Source organism: Pseudonocardia sp. KRD291 (genome assembly GCF_019263595.1).
Lineage (GTDB): Bacteria > Actinomycetota > Actinomycetes > Mycobacteriales > Pseudonocardiaceae > Pseudonocardia.
In genome coordinates this window covers 1-16,586 of record NZ_JADQDD010000126.1, presented here as the reverse complement: position 1 = coordinate 16,586, position 16,586 = coordinate 1, and the positions used below count along the sequence as shown (strand labels likewise).

At 71.2% G+C, this 16,586-nt stretch carries 18 protein-coding genes and 1 pseudogene; 7 read left to right on the top strand and 12 right to left on the bottom strand.

The window, feature by feature from the left end; all coding sequences use genetic code 11:
• Together I4I78_RS18065 and I4I78_RS18060 are read left to right on the top strand one after the other, a co-directional pair.
• A pseudogene (locus I4I78_RS18065) lies at positions 1-180 on the top strand (LysR family transcriptional regulator); the annotation flags it as partial.
• A 289-nt stretch (positions 181-469) separates the two neighbouring features.
• Complete coding sequence (locus I4I78_RS18060; RefSeq protein WP_218612520.1) at positions 470-1,558, top strand: serine hydrolase; 1,089 nt, start codon at positions 470-472, stop codon at positions 1,556-1,558.
• Positions 1,559-1,674: 116 nt separating this feature from the next.
• Here the strand turns inward: I4I78_RS18060 and I4I78_RS18055 are convergent, their stop codons facing one another.
• A complete protein-coding gene (locus I4I78_RS18055) occupies positions 1,675-2,997 on the bottom strand; it encodes an IS256 family transposase (RefSeq protein ID WP_374225885.1) in 1,323 nt (440 codons plus the stop codon).
• Positions 2,998-3,029: 32 nt separating this feature from the next.
• On the opposite strand from I4I78_RS18055, the gene I4I78_RS18050 reads away from it, so the two are divergent.
• Positions 3,030-3,791 carry a hypothetical protein gene (locus I4I78_RS18050; RefSeq protein ID WP_218612519.1) on the top strand — a complete coding sequence of 254 codons (762 nt, stop codon included), beginning with the start codon at positions 3,030-3,032 and terminating at the stop codon, positions 3,789-3,791.
• A gap of 394 nt (positions 3,792-4,185) precedes the next feature.
• Entirely contained in the window at positions 4,186-4,773 is a 588-nt protein-coding gene (locus I4I78_RS18045) for a hypothetical protein (protein WP_218612518.1), read from the top strand.
• A 131-nt stretch (positions 4,774-4,904) separates the two neighbouring features.
• Here I4I78_RS18045 and I4I78_RS18040 read toward each other — a convergent pair whose 3' ends face one another.
• Genes I4I78_RS18040 through I4I78_RS18025 form a run of 4 tightly spaced genes read right to left on the bottom strand, consistent with a single transcriptional unit; the run spans position 4,905 to position 7,050 of the window.
• Positions 4,905-5,231: a hypothetical protein gene (locus I4I78_RS18040; RefSeq protein WP_218612517.1), complete on the bottom strand. Its 327-nt coding sequence runs from the start codon at positions 5,229-5,231 to the stop codon at positions 4,905-4,907.
• A gap of 13 nt (positions 5,232-5,244) precedes the next feature.
• On the bottom strand, positions 5,245-5,931 hold the full coding sequence (locus I4I78_RS18035; protein WP_218612516.1) for a hypothetical protein: 687 nt from the start codon (positions 5,929-5,931) through the stop codon (positions 5,245-5,247).
• Positions 5,924-6,670 carry a recombinase family protein gene (locus I4I78_RS18030; protein ID WP_218612515.1) on the bottom strand — a complete coding sequence of 249 codons (747 nt, stop codon included), beginning with the start codon at positions 6,668-6,670 and terminating at the stop codon, positions 5,924-5,926. Before I4I78_RS18030 ends, I4I78_RS18035 begins: the two co-directional genes overlap by 8 nt.
• On the bottom strand, positions 6,667-7,050 hold the full coding sequence (locus tag I4I78_RS18025) for a hypothetical protein (RefSeq protein WP_218612514.1): 384 nt from the start codon (positions 7,048-7,050) through the stop codon (positions 6,667-6,669). Before I4I78_RS18025 ends, I4I78_RS18030 begins: the two co-directional genes overlap by 4 nt.
• Before the next feature lie 189 nt (positions 7,051-7,239).
• Between I4I78_RS18025 and I4I78_RS18020 the strand changes: the two genes are divergently transcribed.
• Positions 7,240-7,596, top strand: a complete 357-nt coding sequence (locus I4I78_RS18020; RefSeq protein ID WP_218612513.1) for a VOC family protein — start codon at positions 7,240-7,242, stop codon at positions 7,594-7,596.
• Between the two features lie 52 nt (positions 7,597-7,648).
• Here I4I78_RS18020 and I4I78_RS18015 read toward each other — a convergent pair whose 3' ends face one another.
• From I4I78_RS18015 to I4I78_RS17985, 7 genes are all read right to left on the bottom strand, one after another.
• Positions 7,649-8,191, bottom strand: coding sequence for an N-acetyltransferase (locus I4I78_RS18015; protein WP_218612512.1), 543 nt, complete (start codon positions 8,189-8,191; stop codon positions 7,649-7,651).
• A 55-nt stretch (positions 8,192-8,246) separates the two neighbouring features.
• Entirely contained in the window at positions 8,247-8,852 is a 606-nt protein-coding gene (locus I4I78_RS18010) for a recombinase family protein (protein WP_218612511.1), read from the bottom strand.
• Between the two features lie 54 nt (positions 8,853-8,906).
• On the bottom strand, positions 8,907-9,389 hold the full coding sequence (locus I4I78_RS18005; protein WP_218612510.1) for a plasmid pRiA4b ORF-3 family protein: 483 nt from the start codon (positions 9,387-9,389) through the stop codon (positions 8,907-8,909).
• Positions 9,390-9,662: 273 nt separating this feature from the next.
• A complete protein-coding gene (locus I4I78_RS18000; RefSeq protein WP_226379930.1) occupies positions 9,663-10,232 on the bottom strand; it encodes a DUF3800 domain-containing protein in 570 nt (189 codons plus the stop codon).
• Between the two features lie 415 nt (positions 10,233-10,647).
• Positions 10,648-11,052 (bottom strand): hypothetical protein, encoded by a 405-nt coding sequence (locus I4I78_RS17995; RefSeq protein ID WP_218612509.1) that lies wholly within the window; start codon positions 11,050-11,052, stop codon positions 10,648-10,650.
• A gap of 320 nt (positions 11,053-11,372) precedes the next feature.
• Positions 11,373-11,636 carry a hypothetical protein gene (locus I4I78_RS17990; protein WP_218612508.1) on the bottom strand — a complete coding sequence of 88 codons (264 nt, stop codon included), beginning with the start codon at positions 11,634-11,636 and terminating at the stop codon, positions 11,373-11,375.
• 626 nt (positions 11,637-12,262) lie between these two features.
• A complete protein-coding gene (locus I4I78_RS17985) occupies positions 12,263-13,528 on the bottom strand; it encodes an IS110 family transposase (protein WP_218612507.1) in 1,266 nt (421 codons plus the stop codon).
• 668 nt (positions 13,529-14,196) lie between these two features.
• On the opposite strand from I4I78_RS17985, the gene I4I78_RS17980 reads away from it, so the two are divergent.
• On the top strand, positions 14,197-15,402 hold the full coding sequence (locus tag I4I78_RS17980) for an IS110 family transposase (RefSeq protein ID WP_308252198.1): 1,206 nt from the start codon (positions 14,197-14,199) through the stop codon (positions 15,400-15,402).
• Positions 15,403-15,736: 334 nt separating this feature from the next.
• Entirely contained in the window at positions 15,737-15,964 is a 228-nt protein-coding gene (locus I4I78_RS17975) for a hypothetical protein (protein ID WP_218612506.1), read from the top strand.
• Positions 15,965-16,586 lie beyond the last annotated feature (622 nt).

Here is a 16,586-nt window from a genome sequence, read left to right as displayed (position 1 = left end):
CCCGCGGTCCTCAGCTCCCTGGCGGTCGTCTCCGAGCTCGCCGCCGCCACCCTGGTGGCCGTACCCGTCCGCCGTCTCGACCTCCGTCGGACCCTGCGCGCCATCTGGCCGGCCGACCAACGACTCACCGGGCCCGCCCGAGAACTCCTCACCATCGCCTCCCGCCGCCGCGCCCGTTAGGCAGACAAAACCCAACGATGAGACCACCGTCGTCCGACCGGCGCTCCACACCGAACGACGGCTGGGGGCGGCGGCACGGCCGCATGGTCGGCGCCGCGCCGGACGAGGTTGGCCATGCGGCGGTCGAGGAAGAGCAGCCACCGGCACCAACGCACCGGCGTCTCAGAACCAAGATTCCGAGACAGACAGCAATGGGCAGCCGCAAGTAGTCCCCCTGTGCGGGGGACGGGCGAGTATGGCGTCGACCTGGCCTCGGAGGGCACGATCGTCCTCCGTGGAGGCGCGGTCGATGATCCCACTGCGATGGCTGCTGGCGGCGGTGCTCGTCGCGGTGTCGGGCTGTGGTGCGGCCGCTACCCCTGGGGCGTGTGCGCCGCCGGCGGCTCCGGATGTAGGCAGTGTCGAGGGCTGGATCGGCTATCTCGCCGCCCACCGCGACGACGTCGCGTACGTCGTCGACGACGGCCGCGGGACACGCCTCGAGCACCGCGCCGACGCTGTGCAGCCCATGGCCTCGGCGAGCAAGGCGCTGAACCTGGCCGCCTACGCCCGCGCCGTCGCGCTCGGCGCGGTGAGCCCCGACGAACCCGTCCGTCTCGGCGACTGGGAGCGCTGGGAGGTCGCGAGCACCTCGGAGACCTCGCACGCCGAGGCCCTCGACTACCTGGGCATCCCCCGCACCGGCAACCGGGCCCAGGACCCGAACCGGACCGTCACGATCGACCAGCTCGCCAACCAGATCAGCATCTGGAGCGACAACGCCGGCCCCGACTATCTCCGCGCCCGCCTCGGCGACCAGGCCCTGCTCGACACCGCCCGCGACGTCGGCTGGAGCGACCCCGAGCTGATCAGTACCACCGGGTTCCTCGTCTCGCTCTACACCCCCGAACTGGTCCCACCCGCGAGCGAGCGGCCCGCCCGTCGCGCCGCCGAGTGGGACCTCGCCCGCCGCTACACCACCGACCCCGCCTTCCGCGCCGACGCCGACACCCGCAACGTGCCCCCGGGCGGCGACGCCGCCTGGGCCGACGGCGGGCCCGGCGGCACCGCCCGCCAGCTCGAGGCACTGTGGTCGGCGGTCGGGCGCAGCAGCTTCCCCGGCGGCAATCGTGCCCGCGCCATCGCCGAGCAAGACCCCGACCCAGGCCCCGGCATCATCGCCCTCGGAGTCAAAGGCGGCTTACTGACCGGCGGTGTGCTGGCCCGCGGCCTCGAACTACGCCGCGACGACGGCACCGTCGCGACCGCGGTCCTGCTCGTGCGCCGCATGAGCGAGCAGGACACCCGAGAGGTCGGAGAGTCCAGCCAGGGCTTCAACGACGCGCTCGTCGCCTCCGTCCAGGACCCGGCGGTGACCGCGGCCCTCCGATGCGTCTGACTGTCCTTCTCGCGCGGCCCGGCCCTGTCAATCGAGCGTCGTTCTACAACTACATGACGGACGCTATTGTGGAGCGAGGGACTGTCAATCTAACGGTGTAACTGGTTGCTGTTGATCTACTTGCGGCCGGCGGACAGTCGTCCGTCGAAGGCGATGTCGAAGGCGTTGAGGGCGGGCTTCCAGCGGATCGCCCACCGTCGTCGACCGGTGCCGGTTGGGTCGAGGCTCATGATCGCCATGTAGACGCACTTGAGTGCGGCGGCCTCGTTCGGGAAGTGTCCGCGGGCCTTGACCGCCCGGCGGATCCGGGCGTTCACGCTCTCGATGGCGTTGGTGGTGCATACGATCTTGCGGATCTCGGCGTCGAAGTGGAGGAACGGCACGAACTCGGGCCAGGCGTTCTCCCAGAGCCGGACGATCGCCGGGTAGCGCTCGCCCCAGGTCTCGGCGAACTCGAGGAACCGCTCGGTGGCCGCGGCCTCGGTGGGTGCGGTGTAGATCGGGCGCAGTGCCTTGGCGATCGCGTCGTAGTGCTGGCGGCCGGCGTAGCGGAAGCTGTTGCGCAGCAGGTGGACCACGCAGGTCTGGGTGACCGTGGCCGGCCAGGTCGCGGTGACGGCGTCGGGTAGCCCGGTCAGGCCGTCGCAGACGAGCATGAGCACGTCGGCGACGCCGCGGTTCTTGATCTCGGTGAGCACGTGCAGCCAGTACTTCGCGCCCTCGCCGCCCGCGCTGGCCTCGCCGGCCCAGAGCCCGAGGATGTCGCGGTGCCCGTCGGCGGTGACCGCGAGCGCGACGTAGATCGGGCGGTTGGCGACCTTTCCGTCCCGGATCTTGACGTTGATCGCGTCGATGAAGACCACCGGATAGACCGGGTCGAGGGGCCGGTTCTGCCACTCGGCCATGCCCTCGACCACCTTGTCGGTGATCGTGGAGATCGTCTGCCGCGAGACATCGGCGCCATAGACCTCGGCCAGGTGAGCCTGCACCTCGCCGGTAGTCAGTCCCTTCGCGCTCAACGAGATCACCAGCTCGTCGACACCCGAGAGGCGCCGCTGGCGCTTGGCCACGATCTTCGGCTCGAACGAACCCTCCCGGTCACGCGGGACCTCGATCTCCACCGGACCGACCTCGGTCAACACCGTCTTCGACCGGTGCCCGTTGCGGGAGTTCCCGCCATCGCGCCCAGCCGCGTCGTGGCGGTCATAGCCCAGGTGATCGGTGACCTCGCCCTCGAGCGCGGACTCCACCAGACGCTTGGTCAGCTGCGCGAGCAGCCCACCCTCGCCGCTCAGCTCCAGTCCGCCAGCGCGGGCTCGACCGGCCAGACGAGCGATCAGCTGCTCGTCCACCGCGTCCAGCCCACCCGCACCGGTGGGCTCGTCGATCCCGGCATCGTCCAGGTCCACGACCTGCTCCTCGGGCGTCACATCAGCCATCGGATGCTTCCTCCTTGATCGGAGTTACACCGTTGTTTTTACAGTCCCGCGGCTGGCTCGACCTCGACGCCGAACCCGGCGCCGCGATCGGTGGCCGCTCCACCACCGGCACCCGCCCGGACCTCGTTGCCGACCTCACCGGCCGCCTGGCCACGTACCTCGCCGCGCACACGCCACCCGGCCGGGTCGGGACACGAGGCGCCGAGGCCGTCCTCGCGCGGGCCTGCGTCGTGCTCACCGACCTCGAATCGGCCTACCGCAGCGGCCGGCTCCCCGACGCCACTGCGGCCCGCTGGGCCGACCCGGCCACGACCGTCGACACGCTTCTCGCCGCCGTCCCCGACGGCCAGGTCGCCGAGCTCGTCGAACTAACCGCGCGGGCCGACAGCGTCGGCGCCCTCGCCCGCCTGCAGGGCGGCACCCCGGGACCGGTGTTCGTCGAGCACTGGGCCGACGGCGACCTCCTCACCCCGCCCGACCCAGCCAGCAACAGCGGGACCACGCTCCTCGACGTCAAGACCGTCGCCAGCGTCCGCGACCCGCACCGGGTCGGTCGGTGGCTCTGGCAACTGCTCGCCTACGCCTGGCTCGACACCGGCGACCGGCACCGCATCCGCACCGCCGGGCTCTACCTCGCCCGCCACGGCGTACTCATCACGTGGTCGCTCCCCGGGCTGATCGCCGCCCTGATGCCCGACCGCGACCCCGACGACGCCGCCGTGCGGTTCCGGGACATCGCCGGGCAGCTCCTCGCCGCCGAGGCCGGCGACCTGGCGGCCACCATCCCGCGGTGACGGCGCGACCACACCGAGCACCGTCGCCTACCTCTGACAGAGCCGTGTGCGTTCGCGAACTGTTCGCCCCATCCAGCCGCGGCAGCGACGCGCGCTGGCGATCGTGCACGGGGTGAGACCTGCATCCGACGACCCGGACCCCGAACCGCGGGACCGGACCGGACCGGCGGCCGCGATCACCCGACCGATCGACACGGCGCGTACGCGACGCAGCCGGTGTTGCGAAACCCGATGGCACTCCGGATCGCGGCGCTGCTGCGCACCAGAGTTCGCCACGACCACGCGCAGTCGATGCGCGACCACGCCAGCGGCCCATCGGCAGCACTGGGCAGAGCGGCTGCACGCCGACGTCCAGGAGCTGGGCGCGCTGGTCGAGGCCGGGCTCGGGCCGAGGGTGCTGGCCGACACCGTCAACGACAGCATCGACCTGCTGCTGGAGCTCTTCCCGGCGGGCCTGGTCCTGGCCCCGCCCATGGTCTCGCTGCCAGACACACCGCAGCACCCGGCCGCGGGCCCCGACCCGAGCGACCCGGCGCCGGGAAAGACCTTTCGGGTGGACCTGCTCGGCGACGAGCGGGCCGCGGCCGCCGCGCTGCTCGAGCTGGCACGTACCCGCGCCGTCGCCGACCACGCTCGAAAGAGGCTCCACACCCACGCCGACCTCGACCGGTGTCCGGCCTGCCTCGCCCTCGACGCCACCGACACGACCGACGACAGCCCAAACGGCGAATACGGGGACGGCCAGTCAGCGCTGCCCGACGAGCCCGACGAGGGCGGCGTGCTGACCGACCTCGACGTCGCGGTCGTGCTGGGCCGCCGTGGTGTCCGCCAGGGAAACCTGCGCGACGTCCGCTGGGTCACCTTCCAGCACACGGTGCTCGACATGGTGCTGCAGATGCACCGCGAACGGGTCGTCGAGCTGTCCCGGCAAACGGGCTTGGTCCCGGACCGCCCAGACAGCCCGAGCCGCCTCAGGTGGTGACGGGCCGGCTCGAACCCCTCATCTTCCGCCGTGTGGGCTGGAGCTCGGCCACAACCACGATCGATCGGAGGTCCGCGCCGAACCGGGTGAGCCGGCCCGTGGCGGGCTGCGCAGGGCCAGCCGACGGTGAGTCAGTCGGCACTGCGGCTACCAGGCAGGCCGCGTTGCCGTGCGAGCTTCCCGTAGGTGCGTAGGACCTCCTGGACATGCGCGGGGTCGTGCACGCTGAGCTGCCGCCGGACGGCGGCGTAGCGGGCGCGTTCCTCGGCCAGCGCACCGAGCCGGTGCTGGTCCGGTGCCGGCTTGTCGCGCTCTGCGGCGGTATCCGCGCTGACCCGGGAGATCAGCGCGCCGATGATCCATTCCGCGGTCTCGAAGGCGAGTCCCTCGTCGGCACTCCAGGCCCCGATATCGAGGTTGGCCAGGCTCAAGGCCTCGGCGGGTGTGCTGGGCTCCATATCGTTCTCCCTCCTAGTACAGCCAGCGGTCGAGCGGGTCCGACGAGGTCCACATCGCGTTCGTCCGGTCCACGAGCCGGGCGTAGGCGGCGTCCTCGGCCGCGGTGAGCACTACGTCCGCGCCGCCGGCGGCGACCAGGCGCCCGCGCAGCGCCGCGGTGACGGCGGTGTCGGCGAGGTCGAGCAGCCCGTGCGCGCGGGTCAGGACCTCGACCAGGCCGGCCGCGGTGACCGGCTCATAGGACGCGGCGGCGGCCTGGGCGCCGACCTCCATGGCCTCGACGAGCTCGGAGTGCGTGCCGGCGGCGAGGGCCTGGCCCAGCGCGGCGGCCGCGGCCCCGAGCGTGGCTAGGTCGGCAGGGTCGAGAGCGATCAGGCGTAGCGGGCGGTGTTCGTAGCGGCCGTCCGCGCCGAACAGCCGGCCCTGCCCCGGCCCCGGGGGCAGCGGGCGCTCGCGTCCGTCGGGCCAGGTGCGGGTCTGGGTCGGGGTGAGGACTGTCTGGATCCGGTTCAGCGCGTCCACCGCGACCCGACCGGCCAGCGGGGACGGCAGCACGAACGGGCCCGGCCCGTCCGGGTCCTCCTCCCACCCGGCCAGAGTCATCAACAGCTCCTCGACCTGCCCCAACGCGACCACGAGGTCGTCGTCGAGATCCGGCACCAGCGTGAGCACACCAGCGGCCTCGTCCCGATCAGCCATGGTGGTCCACCCGGAGCTCGATACCGGTCTGGCCGGGAAGCTCGCGGGCGTCGTAGGAGGCCAGGGCCTCGGACCGCACCGCCTCGACCAGCGCGGCGCGCCCGCCGTCGTGCTGCAGTTCCGGGACGTGCTTGTAGAGGGTGGTGCGGCTGATCCCGAGCAACCGCGCGATCGAGGCCACCGACTCCTCGGGCCGGGCCAGCAGCAGCCGGGCCTGGCGAACCTGTTCCGGAGTCAGAGCAGGCGGGCGACCCAGGCGTTGACCACGGGCCCGGGCGGCGGCGAGACCGTCCTGGGTGCCGTCGACGATCAGCTCCCGCACGAACTCCGCCAGCGAGGCGAAGATGTGGAAGATCAACCGCCCGCCCGGGGTGCTGGTGTCGATCGCCTCCGACAACGACCGAAACCCGATCCCGCGCTCGCGCAGCTGCCCGACCAGCGCGATCAGGTTCGACAGCGACCGGCCCAGCCGGGACAGCTCGGTGACCACGACCAGGTCGCCGGCGCGGGCGTAGTCGAAACAGGCCCGCAGCTCTGGGCGGTCGGCGTCACGCCCGGAGAGCTTGTCGGTGAAGATTCGCGCGCAGCCAGCCGCGGTCAGCGCGGCGATCTGGCGATCCAGGTGCTGCTCGCGGGTCGAGACCCGGCCATATCCGAGCAGCTGCCCCGACGGCGCGGCCGGCTCAGCGACCAACAGCAGCTCGCCGGACGACCTGCCTCCGAGATCGGGGTCGCTCATGCGGGCGAGCTCGGCAGCGGGGCAGGGCGAGTGCTGTCCTGGGCGACGGCCGGCGGCTCGTCGGGGTGCGCCCCGGTCGGGTACAGGCTCATCCAACGGGTGCGGTAGCTGGTGACGTGCTCGCCACGGACGTCGTCGGGGTGCCACGTCTCGACCGTCACGACCAGTGACCCGCACGCCGAGCATTCGCCGAGTGCGGCGTTGAGCTGCTCTCCCGGACGGCGGCCGCCGTCGTCGTTCGGGCTGGGCTGCCACGTCAACGCCTGCGCCCTGTCGCGCTCGCGGGGTACTCGTCCGACGTGGGCGTGGACGTAGGCGCCCGGGTGCGTGCAGACCGTCGGATCTTGGGGAGCCTGCGGGTCGACCGACGCAATGTCCATGCCCCATACTGTACAGGAAAGGATTACCTGAGACTAGTTGAACACATCGTTTTCCTGGACAAATTGTTGGACAGTCGTCGGCCGGGCCGACCTGGGCGAAACTCTCCAGACTGCGCGTGTTCAGAAAACGGTCGTGTCGCTTCCACCAGTGACGATCCGGGTCTGAACGGCTAGTTAAGGTCTGTGGTCATGGGCATCGGTCGGCTCGGCTCGGTCACGCTGGAGTGCTCGGACCCTCAGGAACTGGCTTCGTTCTGGGCGGGGTTGCTCGGCGGGGAGGTTCTCGGCTCGGGCCAGATCGCGGCAGTGCGGGCGGGAGAGGTCTGGATCACCGCTGTGCGGGTCGCGGACCATCACCGGTCGACGTGGCCGGACGAGCCCGCGGGTCGACACCTCGATGTAGCCGTCGAGGATCTCGAAGTGGCGCAGGCCGAAGCAGTACGGCTCGGCGCCACCGTGGGCCCGCAAGCAGCGCCCGATATGTTCCGATCGATGCGCGACCCCGCCGGTCACCCGTTCTGCCTGTCCACCCAGATACCGAACTGACATAGACGCCGCCGGTCGGACCGGGTCCGGGCCGCGTTCTGCATCTCCGTGTTCAGGAACCCGCGGGCGCCTCGCCCGCCCGCGCCGGCGACGTTTCGTCGCGGTGTTTGGTGAGGAACACCGCCCCGCTGATGTGCTGGCCGAGTCTGTCCCCGGGTGGCCAGGTCAGTTCGTATCCGGCTGCCTGATACATCCGCACGTTCCGCTCGCTGCGTCCGCCGGTAAAAAGGTCGAAGTCACGCACCGAGCCCGGCGCCCGGGACTCGGCGTAGGCGAGTAGCCACCGCCCCAACCCTGCACTCTGCAGATCCGGCGCGACCATCAGCCGCCCGATCTCCCAACGCTGACCGTCCTGGTGCGCTCGAATCGCGGCCACGAGCCTGGGCCCCCGGCGAACGATCCAGACGTACTTGTCCTCGACCCAGGCCTGGATCGTCTGCTCGTTCTCGTGTAGCGCCGGTATCGCGAGAGTGTCGTTCAGGATCGCCTCGCTGACCCAACAACAGCGCTGCAGCACTAGCAGTTCGGCGACATCGCCTACGCCGGCGGGTCGGAGGCTACTGCCCGTCAACGGAACTGGCTCCTCGTCGTCCATGGTCCCGACGGTATGGCTGAGTCCGGGGGTGGAGCAGCCCATTTGCCGGGCGACATCACGGGCGCCCTACCGGTGATCGCGCTGGTGCGGGTGCGGCGCGCCCGATCGCCCGGTACACCGTCGAGCGCGCGACCCCGAACAGTTCGGCCAGCTCGGCGCTGGTGTGCTCGCCGGCGCGGTGCAGCCCGACCAGGTGGGCTTCCTGGCGGACGGTGAGCTTCGGGGTCTTGCCGCGTAGCCGGCCCTTGGCCTTGGCGACCTTCATGCCCTCGCGGGTGCGCATCCGGATCAGGTCGGACTCGAACTCGGCGATCATGGCCAGTGCGTTGAACAGCAACCGCCCGATGGGGTCGGTGGGATCGTGCACGCTGCCACCGAGGTTGAGCTTCACTGACCGGGCGGTGAGCTCGTCGGCGATCGCGCGGGCGTCCGGTACGGAGCGGGCGAGCCGGTCGAGCTTGGTCACCACCAACGTGTCGCCGGCGCGGCCCGCCGCCAGGGCCTCCCGGAGCCCGGGCCGCTCGCGGTTGGTGCCGGTGAGACCGTGATCGACATAAACCCGGTCGGAGGTGACACCGAGCGCGGCGAGGGCGTCGCGTTGGGCGGTGAGGTCTTGTTCGTCGGTGGAGCACCGGGCGTAGCCGATCAGCAGTCCGCTCACGTCGGCCAGTGTCCCGTATGAGGGGCGTTCATCGGGCATTTCAGCGGGCGGGTCTTACGGGAATCGCCGACCGGCCACGTTCCGTCGCAGGCGGAGGCTCATGGGGTGTCCCGGTGAGGGTTCGGCTTGCGGGACAGATACCCGCCTACTTCTTGGAGCTGGGCCGCCGTAGACACAACCCGCCCGGTCGGCGCCCGGCCCGAGAACCGCCACGTCATGGGCCCAGCAATCGCCGAAGTCGTAGAGGTAGACGAACGCGGCACCCAGATCACGCATCCGCGCGGTGGCCTCGTCGCGCACCGGCTCCACACCGTCCACATCCGGGTCGGGCACCCCGTAGCGCACGAGGCCACCGGCCCACGGATCCGCGTCGAGGCCGGCGACGATGAACTCGTGCAGGTGACTGTTGGTCCAGCCCACCCCGGCCTGCAGCAGCTCGTGCAGCTCCGGCATGGTGCTGGCCGCGGGTACGTCGAGCACCCGCCGCACCGGCGGGGTGACCCTGCGCAGGGTTACCTGCACCCGCAGTGTCCGCACCCCGCCCAGCCTAGGACGACGGGTTCGGTAGAACGGCGCCGGGCGAGGAGCCGCCCGACCTGGGCTGGAACACGGCTGTCGGGTCGCCCTGCGCCGGCGAGGCAGCGGGGCCGCCGAATGAGTGGGTCGCGACGACGGGGCCGGATTCAGCGCCGTCGATAGCTGCCGTGAGCTGCTAGACTTGAACCAGCAAGGCACCGTGGGTGCTGCGCGAGTCGCGAGGCCGTGTGACCTGGGGCAGACCGGGAGCACGGCCTTACGCATGTCTAGGGCTTAACAGGGCACCTCGAACGTCTGTACTAGAGCCCCCAAGGTTTCCCTATACTCTGCCACTCCCTCGCGATCGGCACGGACCGCGCCGGCCACGATGTCGGCGGCCCAGAACAGCGGCTCCTCAGCTCCACGCTGGTGATCAACCCGGAGCCGGGTGCCCTTGGGCAGGTCGTTGCGGGTCGCGGTGATCAACCCGACGTCCTGGCGGTCGAGCACGCGCTGTCGGCTCTCCATCATGATCTGGGTGACCCCCACGCCGTGGAGCTCGTAGGCGAGCCGGCGCAGACCGGCCCGTCGCGCCCGCTCCTGCTTCTTGGGAGGCACCGGGGAACCGATCGTGACCAGGTGCATCCCGTCCAGGCCTGCGACCACCGCCGCGGCGCCGCGCTGCTGCCGGTCGTCCATCTCGTTCCAGTGCAGCTTCTGGGTCCGCCTACCGCCCCTGAGCGCCAGCATGGCCGTCCTGGCATGTTCTGACTCGTCGGAGAAGACGGCAGCAGCGAGGACATAGAACCCCCTGGTGGGGTGCTCGTGGAACGACTCGTCCACGTACGCCGTCGCTCCGGACATCCGACAAGGGTAGGAGTGCAGCTCGAGCGCACACCGACGGCTCTGCCCAGGCGTCGTCGATCCGCCTGGCCCGCCGCGCCACCGGCTGGACCTCACCGTCGAGTCTCCAGCGAACGCCTCTGACCGTTGGGCGGATCAGAGGAACGGGGAGCGCCAGGAGGCGGTCGGCCGGCGGTGGCGGCGCTCCGGCGGCGGACCGCTCCGCGTAGGGGCCTCGACGATGCGGGCCTCGGGTACCGGGCGAGAGCGGTAGCGATCGAACACGATCCCGCCTGCGGTGATTGCGAGTCGCCCGGGCGGGGCATCGGCGAGTTCCGGTGGTAGATCGATAGTGGCGCCCGAAAGCGGACCGCCCACGAACTGCACCCTGCACAGCTCGCCGTCGCTGCTGGTATCCCTGGTGGGCATCTGATCCCTACGTGTCCGTGCGCGGCTGGGTGGCCGCCGTGGTCTGAGTCTGCAGCGCCGCGTGGATCTTCGTCCCGAGCGAGGGCAGCCACCGGGCGAGATCGTCGAGGTTCGCCATCGGCACCGCGGGCGCGAGCACGGTGGACGGCCCGAACCGCACCGTCAGCTCGGTCAACGTAGCTGCGTCGGGAACCGCCTCCAGCGGCGCGGCCCCGACGAGGCCGGCATCCGCGTCGACCACCACGACGGCCTGTGGGATACCGAGCTCGGCGAGCCAGCCGGCGACCTGCACTGCGCTGCTCCCGACCTCGACCTGGTCCGGCATCAGATCAGGCACGTTGGCCTCGAACGGGCGGATCCAGAAGATCCACTCGGGAGTCAGTTGCGTCTGGACGTAGTTGGTGAAACCCACCAGCCGCCGCTGCGCCGTGCGCTGTTGCGCGGTGAGAGGCGGGCGCTGGCTCGCGCGGTGATAGCTCCGGCGGGCCGAGGCCCGTTTCCGCTCCAACGCCGCGGCGGCGCGGGCGGGTGCCTCCGCGGCGCTGCGACACGGCCAGCACAGCGCAGGACCCTTATCCGCGTTCCTGCGCGTGATCCGAGCCGAATGTCCGCATCCGGGGAACCGGTACTCGACCAGGCTCCGCGGAGAGTCGTTCACGGGCCTCATCGTGCCATCGAAGATGGCGGACCGAGGACTTCCCGAGCCGGCGACGCCGGACGCACCTGACGCGACTACGCCGTCGCAGCTGACGGGACCGGCGGGGTACAGCCCGGGTGCAGCTGCTGCCCGGGCTGGGTTGCTTCCAGCCGGTATCCGCAGCGGCGGCACAACGCCGGCGACGGGCTCCCGGCGGCCTGGTCGCCGGCCCAGGTGGCGAAGTAGCAGGCCGCTCGCTCGACGGTGACCTGTGGCCCGTACGCGTCGAGCCGGTAGACGCCCGGGTTAGCCCTGATCGCGGCCACCCACCGGCGGACCTCGGCATCGCTCGGTGTCACGCGGTGGACCACTGGAGGTGCTCGTACTCGACGGGCTCACCGGCCGTTCCACCGCTATCCGGGCACAGCTCGGAGCCGTCGCGGTGGCAGAACCCGGATGCCGGTCCGTTCCCCCTACCGGCGGGCGCCGCCGTGTCCACGGGCTCGGCGCACCCCGGGCACGCCAGAGCGTCCAGTCCGACACCGCTCCGGTCTCGGGTCGTGGTTGTTGTGCAGTTGCTGGTCGTCGTGGCCATCGCTGCGGTCTCCTCGCTCGCGGAGTCGGAGCGGGTCTGTCGGCCCGTCCCCTTGGGGTGGCGGGCGCTTCACCCCGCCACCGCACGAGCGGTTGGCATGGCCTCCGAGACATCCCAGGCCGTCCCGTCGTCAAGATCTGTTGGTGGTGGTGTTCGTAGGTGCTGGTCGTCGGCCCGGCCCGTCGGGCGGGCTGGCTGCGCCTGCCCGTTAGGGCCTGCCCGGAGGGCTCGCGGAGGCTCACAGGTCCAGGGCAGCCCGAAGGGCTGTCGCGTCAGCGACGCCGAAGGCGCCCTTGAGGTGTGAGGGGCGAGCCCGCAGAATCCGGGCCGTCGACCAGCACCGGACCCAACCGGGCCCCGATAAATCCTGTGTGGACTATGTGGTTGTGTTCAGGCAGCGTCAGCTGCATCTGGTGGTGTCGGTTCGGTGGAGCGGTGGCCCCAGGCGGTGGTCTCGTCGTAGAGCGCCCCGGTCTTGAGGCAGCCGTGCAGGATCCCGACCAGCCGGTTAGCCAGCTGCCGCAGCGCCGCTCGGTGCCCGAGCCCACGAGCCCGCTGCAGGTCGTAGTAGGCCCGCGCCCCGGCCGAGCCGACCAGGGCGCCCTGGGCCTGACGCCCGAGGGCATCGACGAGTCGTTCGTTGTGCACGTAGCGGGCGTGCACCGACTTCTTCTTCCCGGACTGGCGGGTGATCGGGCTGGTCGCCGCGTAGTTCTTGCGCGAACGCGCGCTGGCATAACGGCCGGGGTCATCACCGAACTCGGCCAGCACCCGCGCAGCCACGATTGGGCCCAGACCGGGCTGGCTGCGGTAGATCGCTGCGGCCGGGTGCCGCTCGAACTCCGCGCTCAGCTGCCGCTGCAGGGTGGCGATCTCGCTGTTCAGCGCCGCGATCACACCGGCCAACGAGCGGGTCGCGGCGGCGAAGGCGGCGGTGACCGGCTCGGAGCGGGTCAAGCACGACCGCCGCAACGCCGCGGCCATCGTGGCCGTCTTGGCCTCGATCCCCGGCCGCCGGGCCCGGCGCATCGCCGCGCCGATCTGGGCTCGGGTCAACCGGGCCGCGGTGTCCGGATCCGGCGCCTTACCCAGCAGCTCGACGGTGTCGGGCCGGGTGAGATCGTCGAAGGCGTCCAGTGCGGCCGGGAAGTACTCCAACAGGCTCTGACGCAGGCGCAGCACCTGGCGGGTGCGGTCACGGATCAGCCGCTGGTGCGCCCGGGACAAGACCTTGATCCCCGCCGCGAGCTCGGTGTCACCGGCGATCGGGCGCAGCTGGTGTCCGTCGGTGCGGACCATGTCCGCCAGCGAGTGCGCGTCGCCGGCGTCGCTCTTCGCGCCGGCGTTGGAGTGCCGCTCCCGGTAGCGGGCGACCTGACGCGGGTTGATCGCGAATACCCGATACCCCGCCGCGACCAGCGCCTGCACCCACGGGCCACGCTCGGTCTCGATCCCCACCCACACCTGCGCGACTGCCTCGCCCTCGGAGTCGGAGCCGGAGTCGGAGTCGGGCAGGTGCGCGGCGACCAGCTCGTGCAGTCGAGCGACGCCGGCCAGACCTTCTGGCAGCCGAGCAGCGGCCAGCCGCTTGCCGGCGGCATTCTGGATCTCCACATCGTGGTGGTCCTCGGCCCAGTCGTCCCCCACGAACAGCATGTTGATGTTCCTCGCCCTCACCGATCGACAACGGGAGTAGCCGCGAGAGGACTGCCGGCGGCCTAATGGATCAGTGCTCACGCCACGTCGTGCCGGGCACGCCATCCCATCAGCGGTCTCGGTCCTCCCGACCACCGGCCGGGGCACGGTCTCAGAGCAGAGATCCCTCACGGGCCCCAGGCTCGACGAGTGCTCACCGGACCGGCGGCTACGGTCACCGACCCTGCCAATGAAGATCGACTGAGTGCGGCGGGCCCCATTAGGCTCGACGTCAAGGGCGGCCCGAAGGGTCGTCGCCGGAGGCGATCGCGCAGCGACCCTTGATGTTGAGTGAGGCCGTGCGAAGCTCACTGGGGCACTCTTGATCGGTGTCGGCGGCGTTGTGTCGTCGATGCACCCGAGGTGCCGCTGGGTCACCGCCCTGCGAAGCTGACGCCCCGATGGGGACGTCCGCCCTGAGAACACACGCGGGGCCCGGCGGTCGCCTGGGTCGCGCGGACCGTCGACAAGGGCTGAGCGCCGAGAGCGCCGAACAGTGAGCGATGCGGGAGCCGCGACCCAGACCCCGCCCGCGGGTGCTTCAGTCCCTCAGCGTCGGAGGCTCCACCAGTGACCGAACCGCTCCCGAGATCGACCCGACGAATCTGCCGCCGCATCCGCCGGGCGGGGTGACCGCCGGCCTGGACTGGTCAACCACCGATCACGCCGTCGCCGTGGTGGACCACACCGGAACCACGCTCGACCGGTTCACCGTGGCCGCGGACGCCGCCGGGCTGCGCGAGCTCGTCCGACGCCTCGGCCAGGCCGGGGTCGGTGAGGTCGCGATCGAGCGCAGCGACGGCCAGGCGGTGGACGCTCTCCTCGAGGCCGGCCTGGCCGTGGTGGTGATCAGCCCGAACCAGGTCAAGAACCTACGCAGCCGCTACGGGCAGGCCGGGAATAAGGACGACCGCTTCGACGCGTTCGTCCTGGCCGACACCCTGCGCACCGACCGCGCCCGGCTGCGCCCGCTGCTTCCCGACAGCCCCGCCACGGTGCTGCTGCGGTCGGTGGTGCGGGCCCGCAAGGACCTGCTCGCCCACCGGATCGGGTTGGCCAACCAGCTCCGCGCGCACCTGCAGCTCTACTACTCGGGCCCGGTCGGTCTGTTCGCCGATCTCGACGCGCCCACCAGCCTGCGGTTTCTCACCCGGTTCACCTGCCAAGACGACGCGGACTGGCTCACCCCGGCCCGGCTGGGTACCTGGTTGGGCAAGGTCGGCTACACCGGTCGCAAGGACCCGGCGGTGCTGCACAGGCACCTGATGGCCGCACCGCGCGGCGCCCGCGGCCCGGAAGGCGCCGGCGCCGCGGCGATCACCCTGGCACTGGTGCGCGCCCTGACCGGCCTGGTCAAGCAGATCCAGGTCCTGGAGGCCAAGATCGGCGAGCTGCTCGACGCGCACACCGACGCGCACATCTTCCGGAGCTTGCCTCGCGCTCAGGCGCTGCGCGCGGCCCGGCTACTCGCCGAGATCGGTGACTGCCGGGCCCGGTTCCCCACCCCGGAGTCACTGGCCTCGCTGGCCGGGGTCACCCCGTCGACCCGCCAATCCGGCAAGGTCAAGAACACCACATTCCGGTGGGCCGCGGACAAACACCTGCGCGACGCGGTCTGTGACTTCGCGTCCGACTCGCGCCACGTCAGCCCGTGGGCCGCCGACCTCTACCGCCGTGCTCGAGCTCGCGGGCATCATCACCCCCACGCGGTCCGGATCCTGGCTCGAGCCTGGGTCTACGTGATCTGGCGTTGCTGGCAGAACCACCAGCCCTACGACCCCGGCCAGCACCGCGCCCTGCAACAACTCCTAGATCAATCCGCTACCGCTGCCTGAACCCTTTCTTTCCGCGGCAGGTCCCGGCTTCGGCGCACGCTCGTGTTGGCGAGGAGGGGTCCACCTGGAGCGCCCGCAGCGCAGCGAGGACGAACGAGGTTGACGCCGACGAACAACACAGCACACTCACCGGCCGGACCACCGAGGGTTGACACAGGGCTCTCAGGGCCGACAGACCCGCCCCGCCGAAGGCGGGCCCTACCTGCGGTTCCTCTTGGCCGGCGCGGCCTAATGAGCGCCCCACCCGCGAGCGGGGTCTCGGCTGGGAGGGGGAGTCCCGGTGGACCCCGTCGTTGGTCGATGTCCGTGGCCACGGCCCGGCACGATGGCCGGGGTGAGCCAGCGGGAACGGCGCCGGATCGAGCAGCTGCACGCCGAGGGGCGCCCGGTCCGCGCGGCGGCGGTCCGGGTGCGCGCCGAGGTGGACGGGAACCTGGCCGCCCTGTCGCTGCCGCACGTCGCGGGCGGCTGCGGGGAACTGCTCGACGTCCTGGCCGACGGTCTGGAGGGCCCCTCCCGGAGCCGGTGCGGGTGCACACGGTGCGAATGTTGCGGGAGTTGACCAGGGGCCCGATGGACCGGCCGACGGCGCGGGTGTTGCGGGAGTTGACCGGGGACCCGATGGGCCGGCCGACGGTGCGACGGACTCGTCGCCGGTGACCGAGCTGCCGGGGTCGGCTGCTTGCGGAGCGCATGGCAACCGGGTTTACAGCGGCGGCTTGCCGCTGGCTCGTGACAGAGACCTTGGCAACCGGGTTTACAGGGCTGATCGGGTCTGTTGTCAGCGTGTCGACGCGGTTCGCGCTACCTCTACTCGGTACAGTGCTCGGTAACGCAGCGGGAGGTGGACCAGTGAGGGAGAGTGCGCTGGTCGCTCGGCATGACGAGCGGGGCCAGCAGGTGCTGGTAGTGCACCGTCCGATCGCGTTTACGCTGGATCAGACCGCCCGGGCGATGCACGCTGTGGTCGACCCTCATCTGGCCCGGCTAGGTTCTCGCCCGCGGGTGGGGCGCAGTCGCGTCCGCGACGTTCTCCGACAGATCGCAGCCGATGGCTGGCCGTCGGGTTTCTCCCCCGACCCGGTCCGGGTCGAGTACTGGCGGCGTTGGCTAGTCGCGCAGGCCGTGTTCACCGACGACTCGAGGTAGGCATCTTCGTGGCAACCGGGTTTACAAATCCCTCG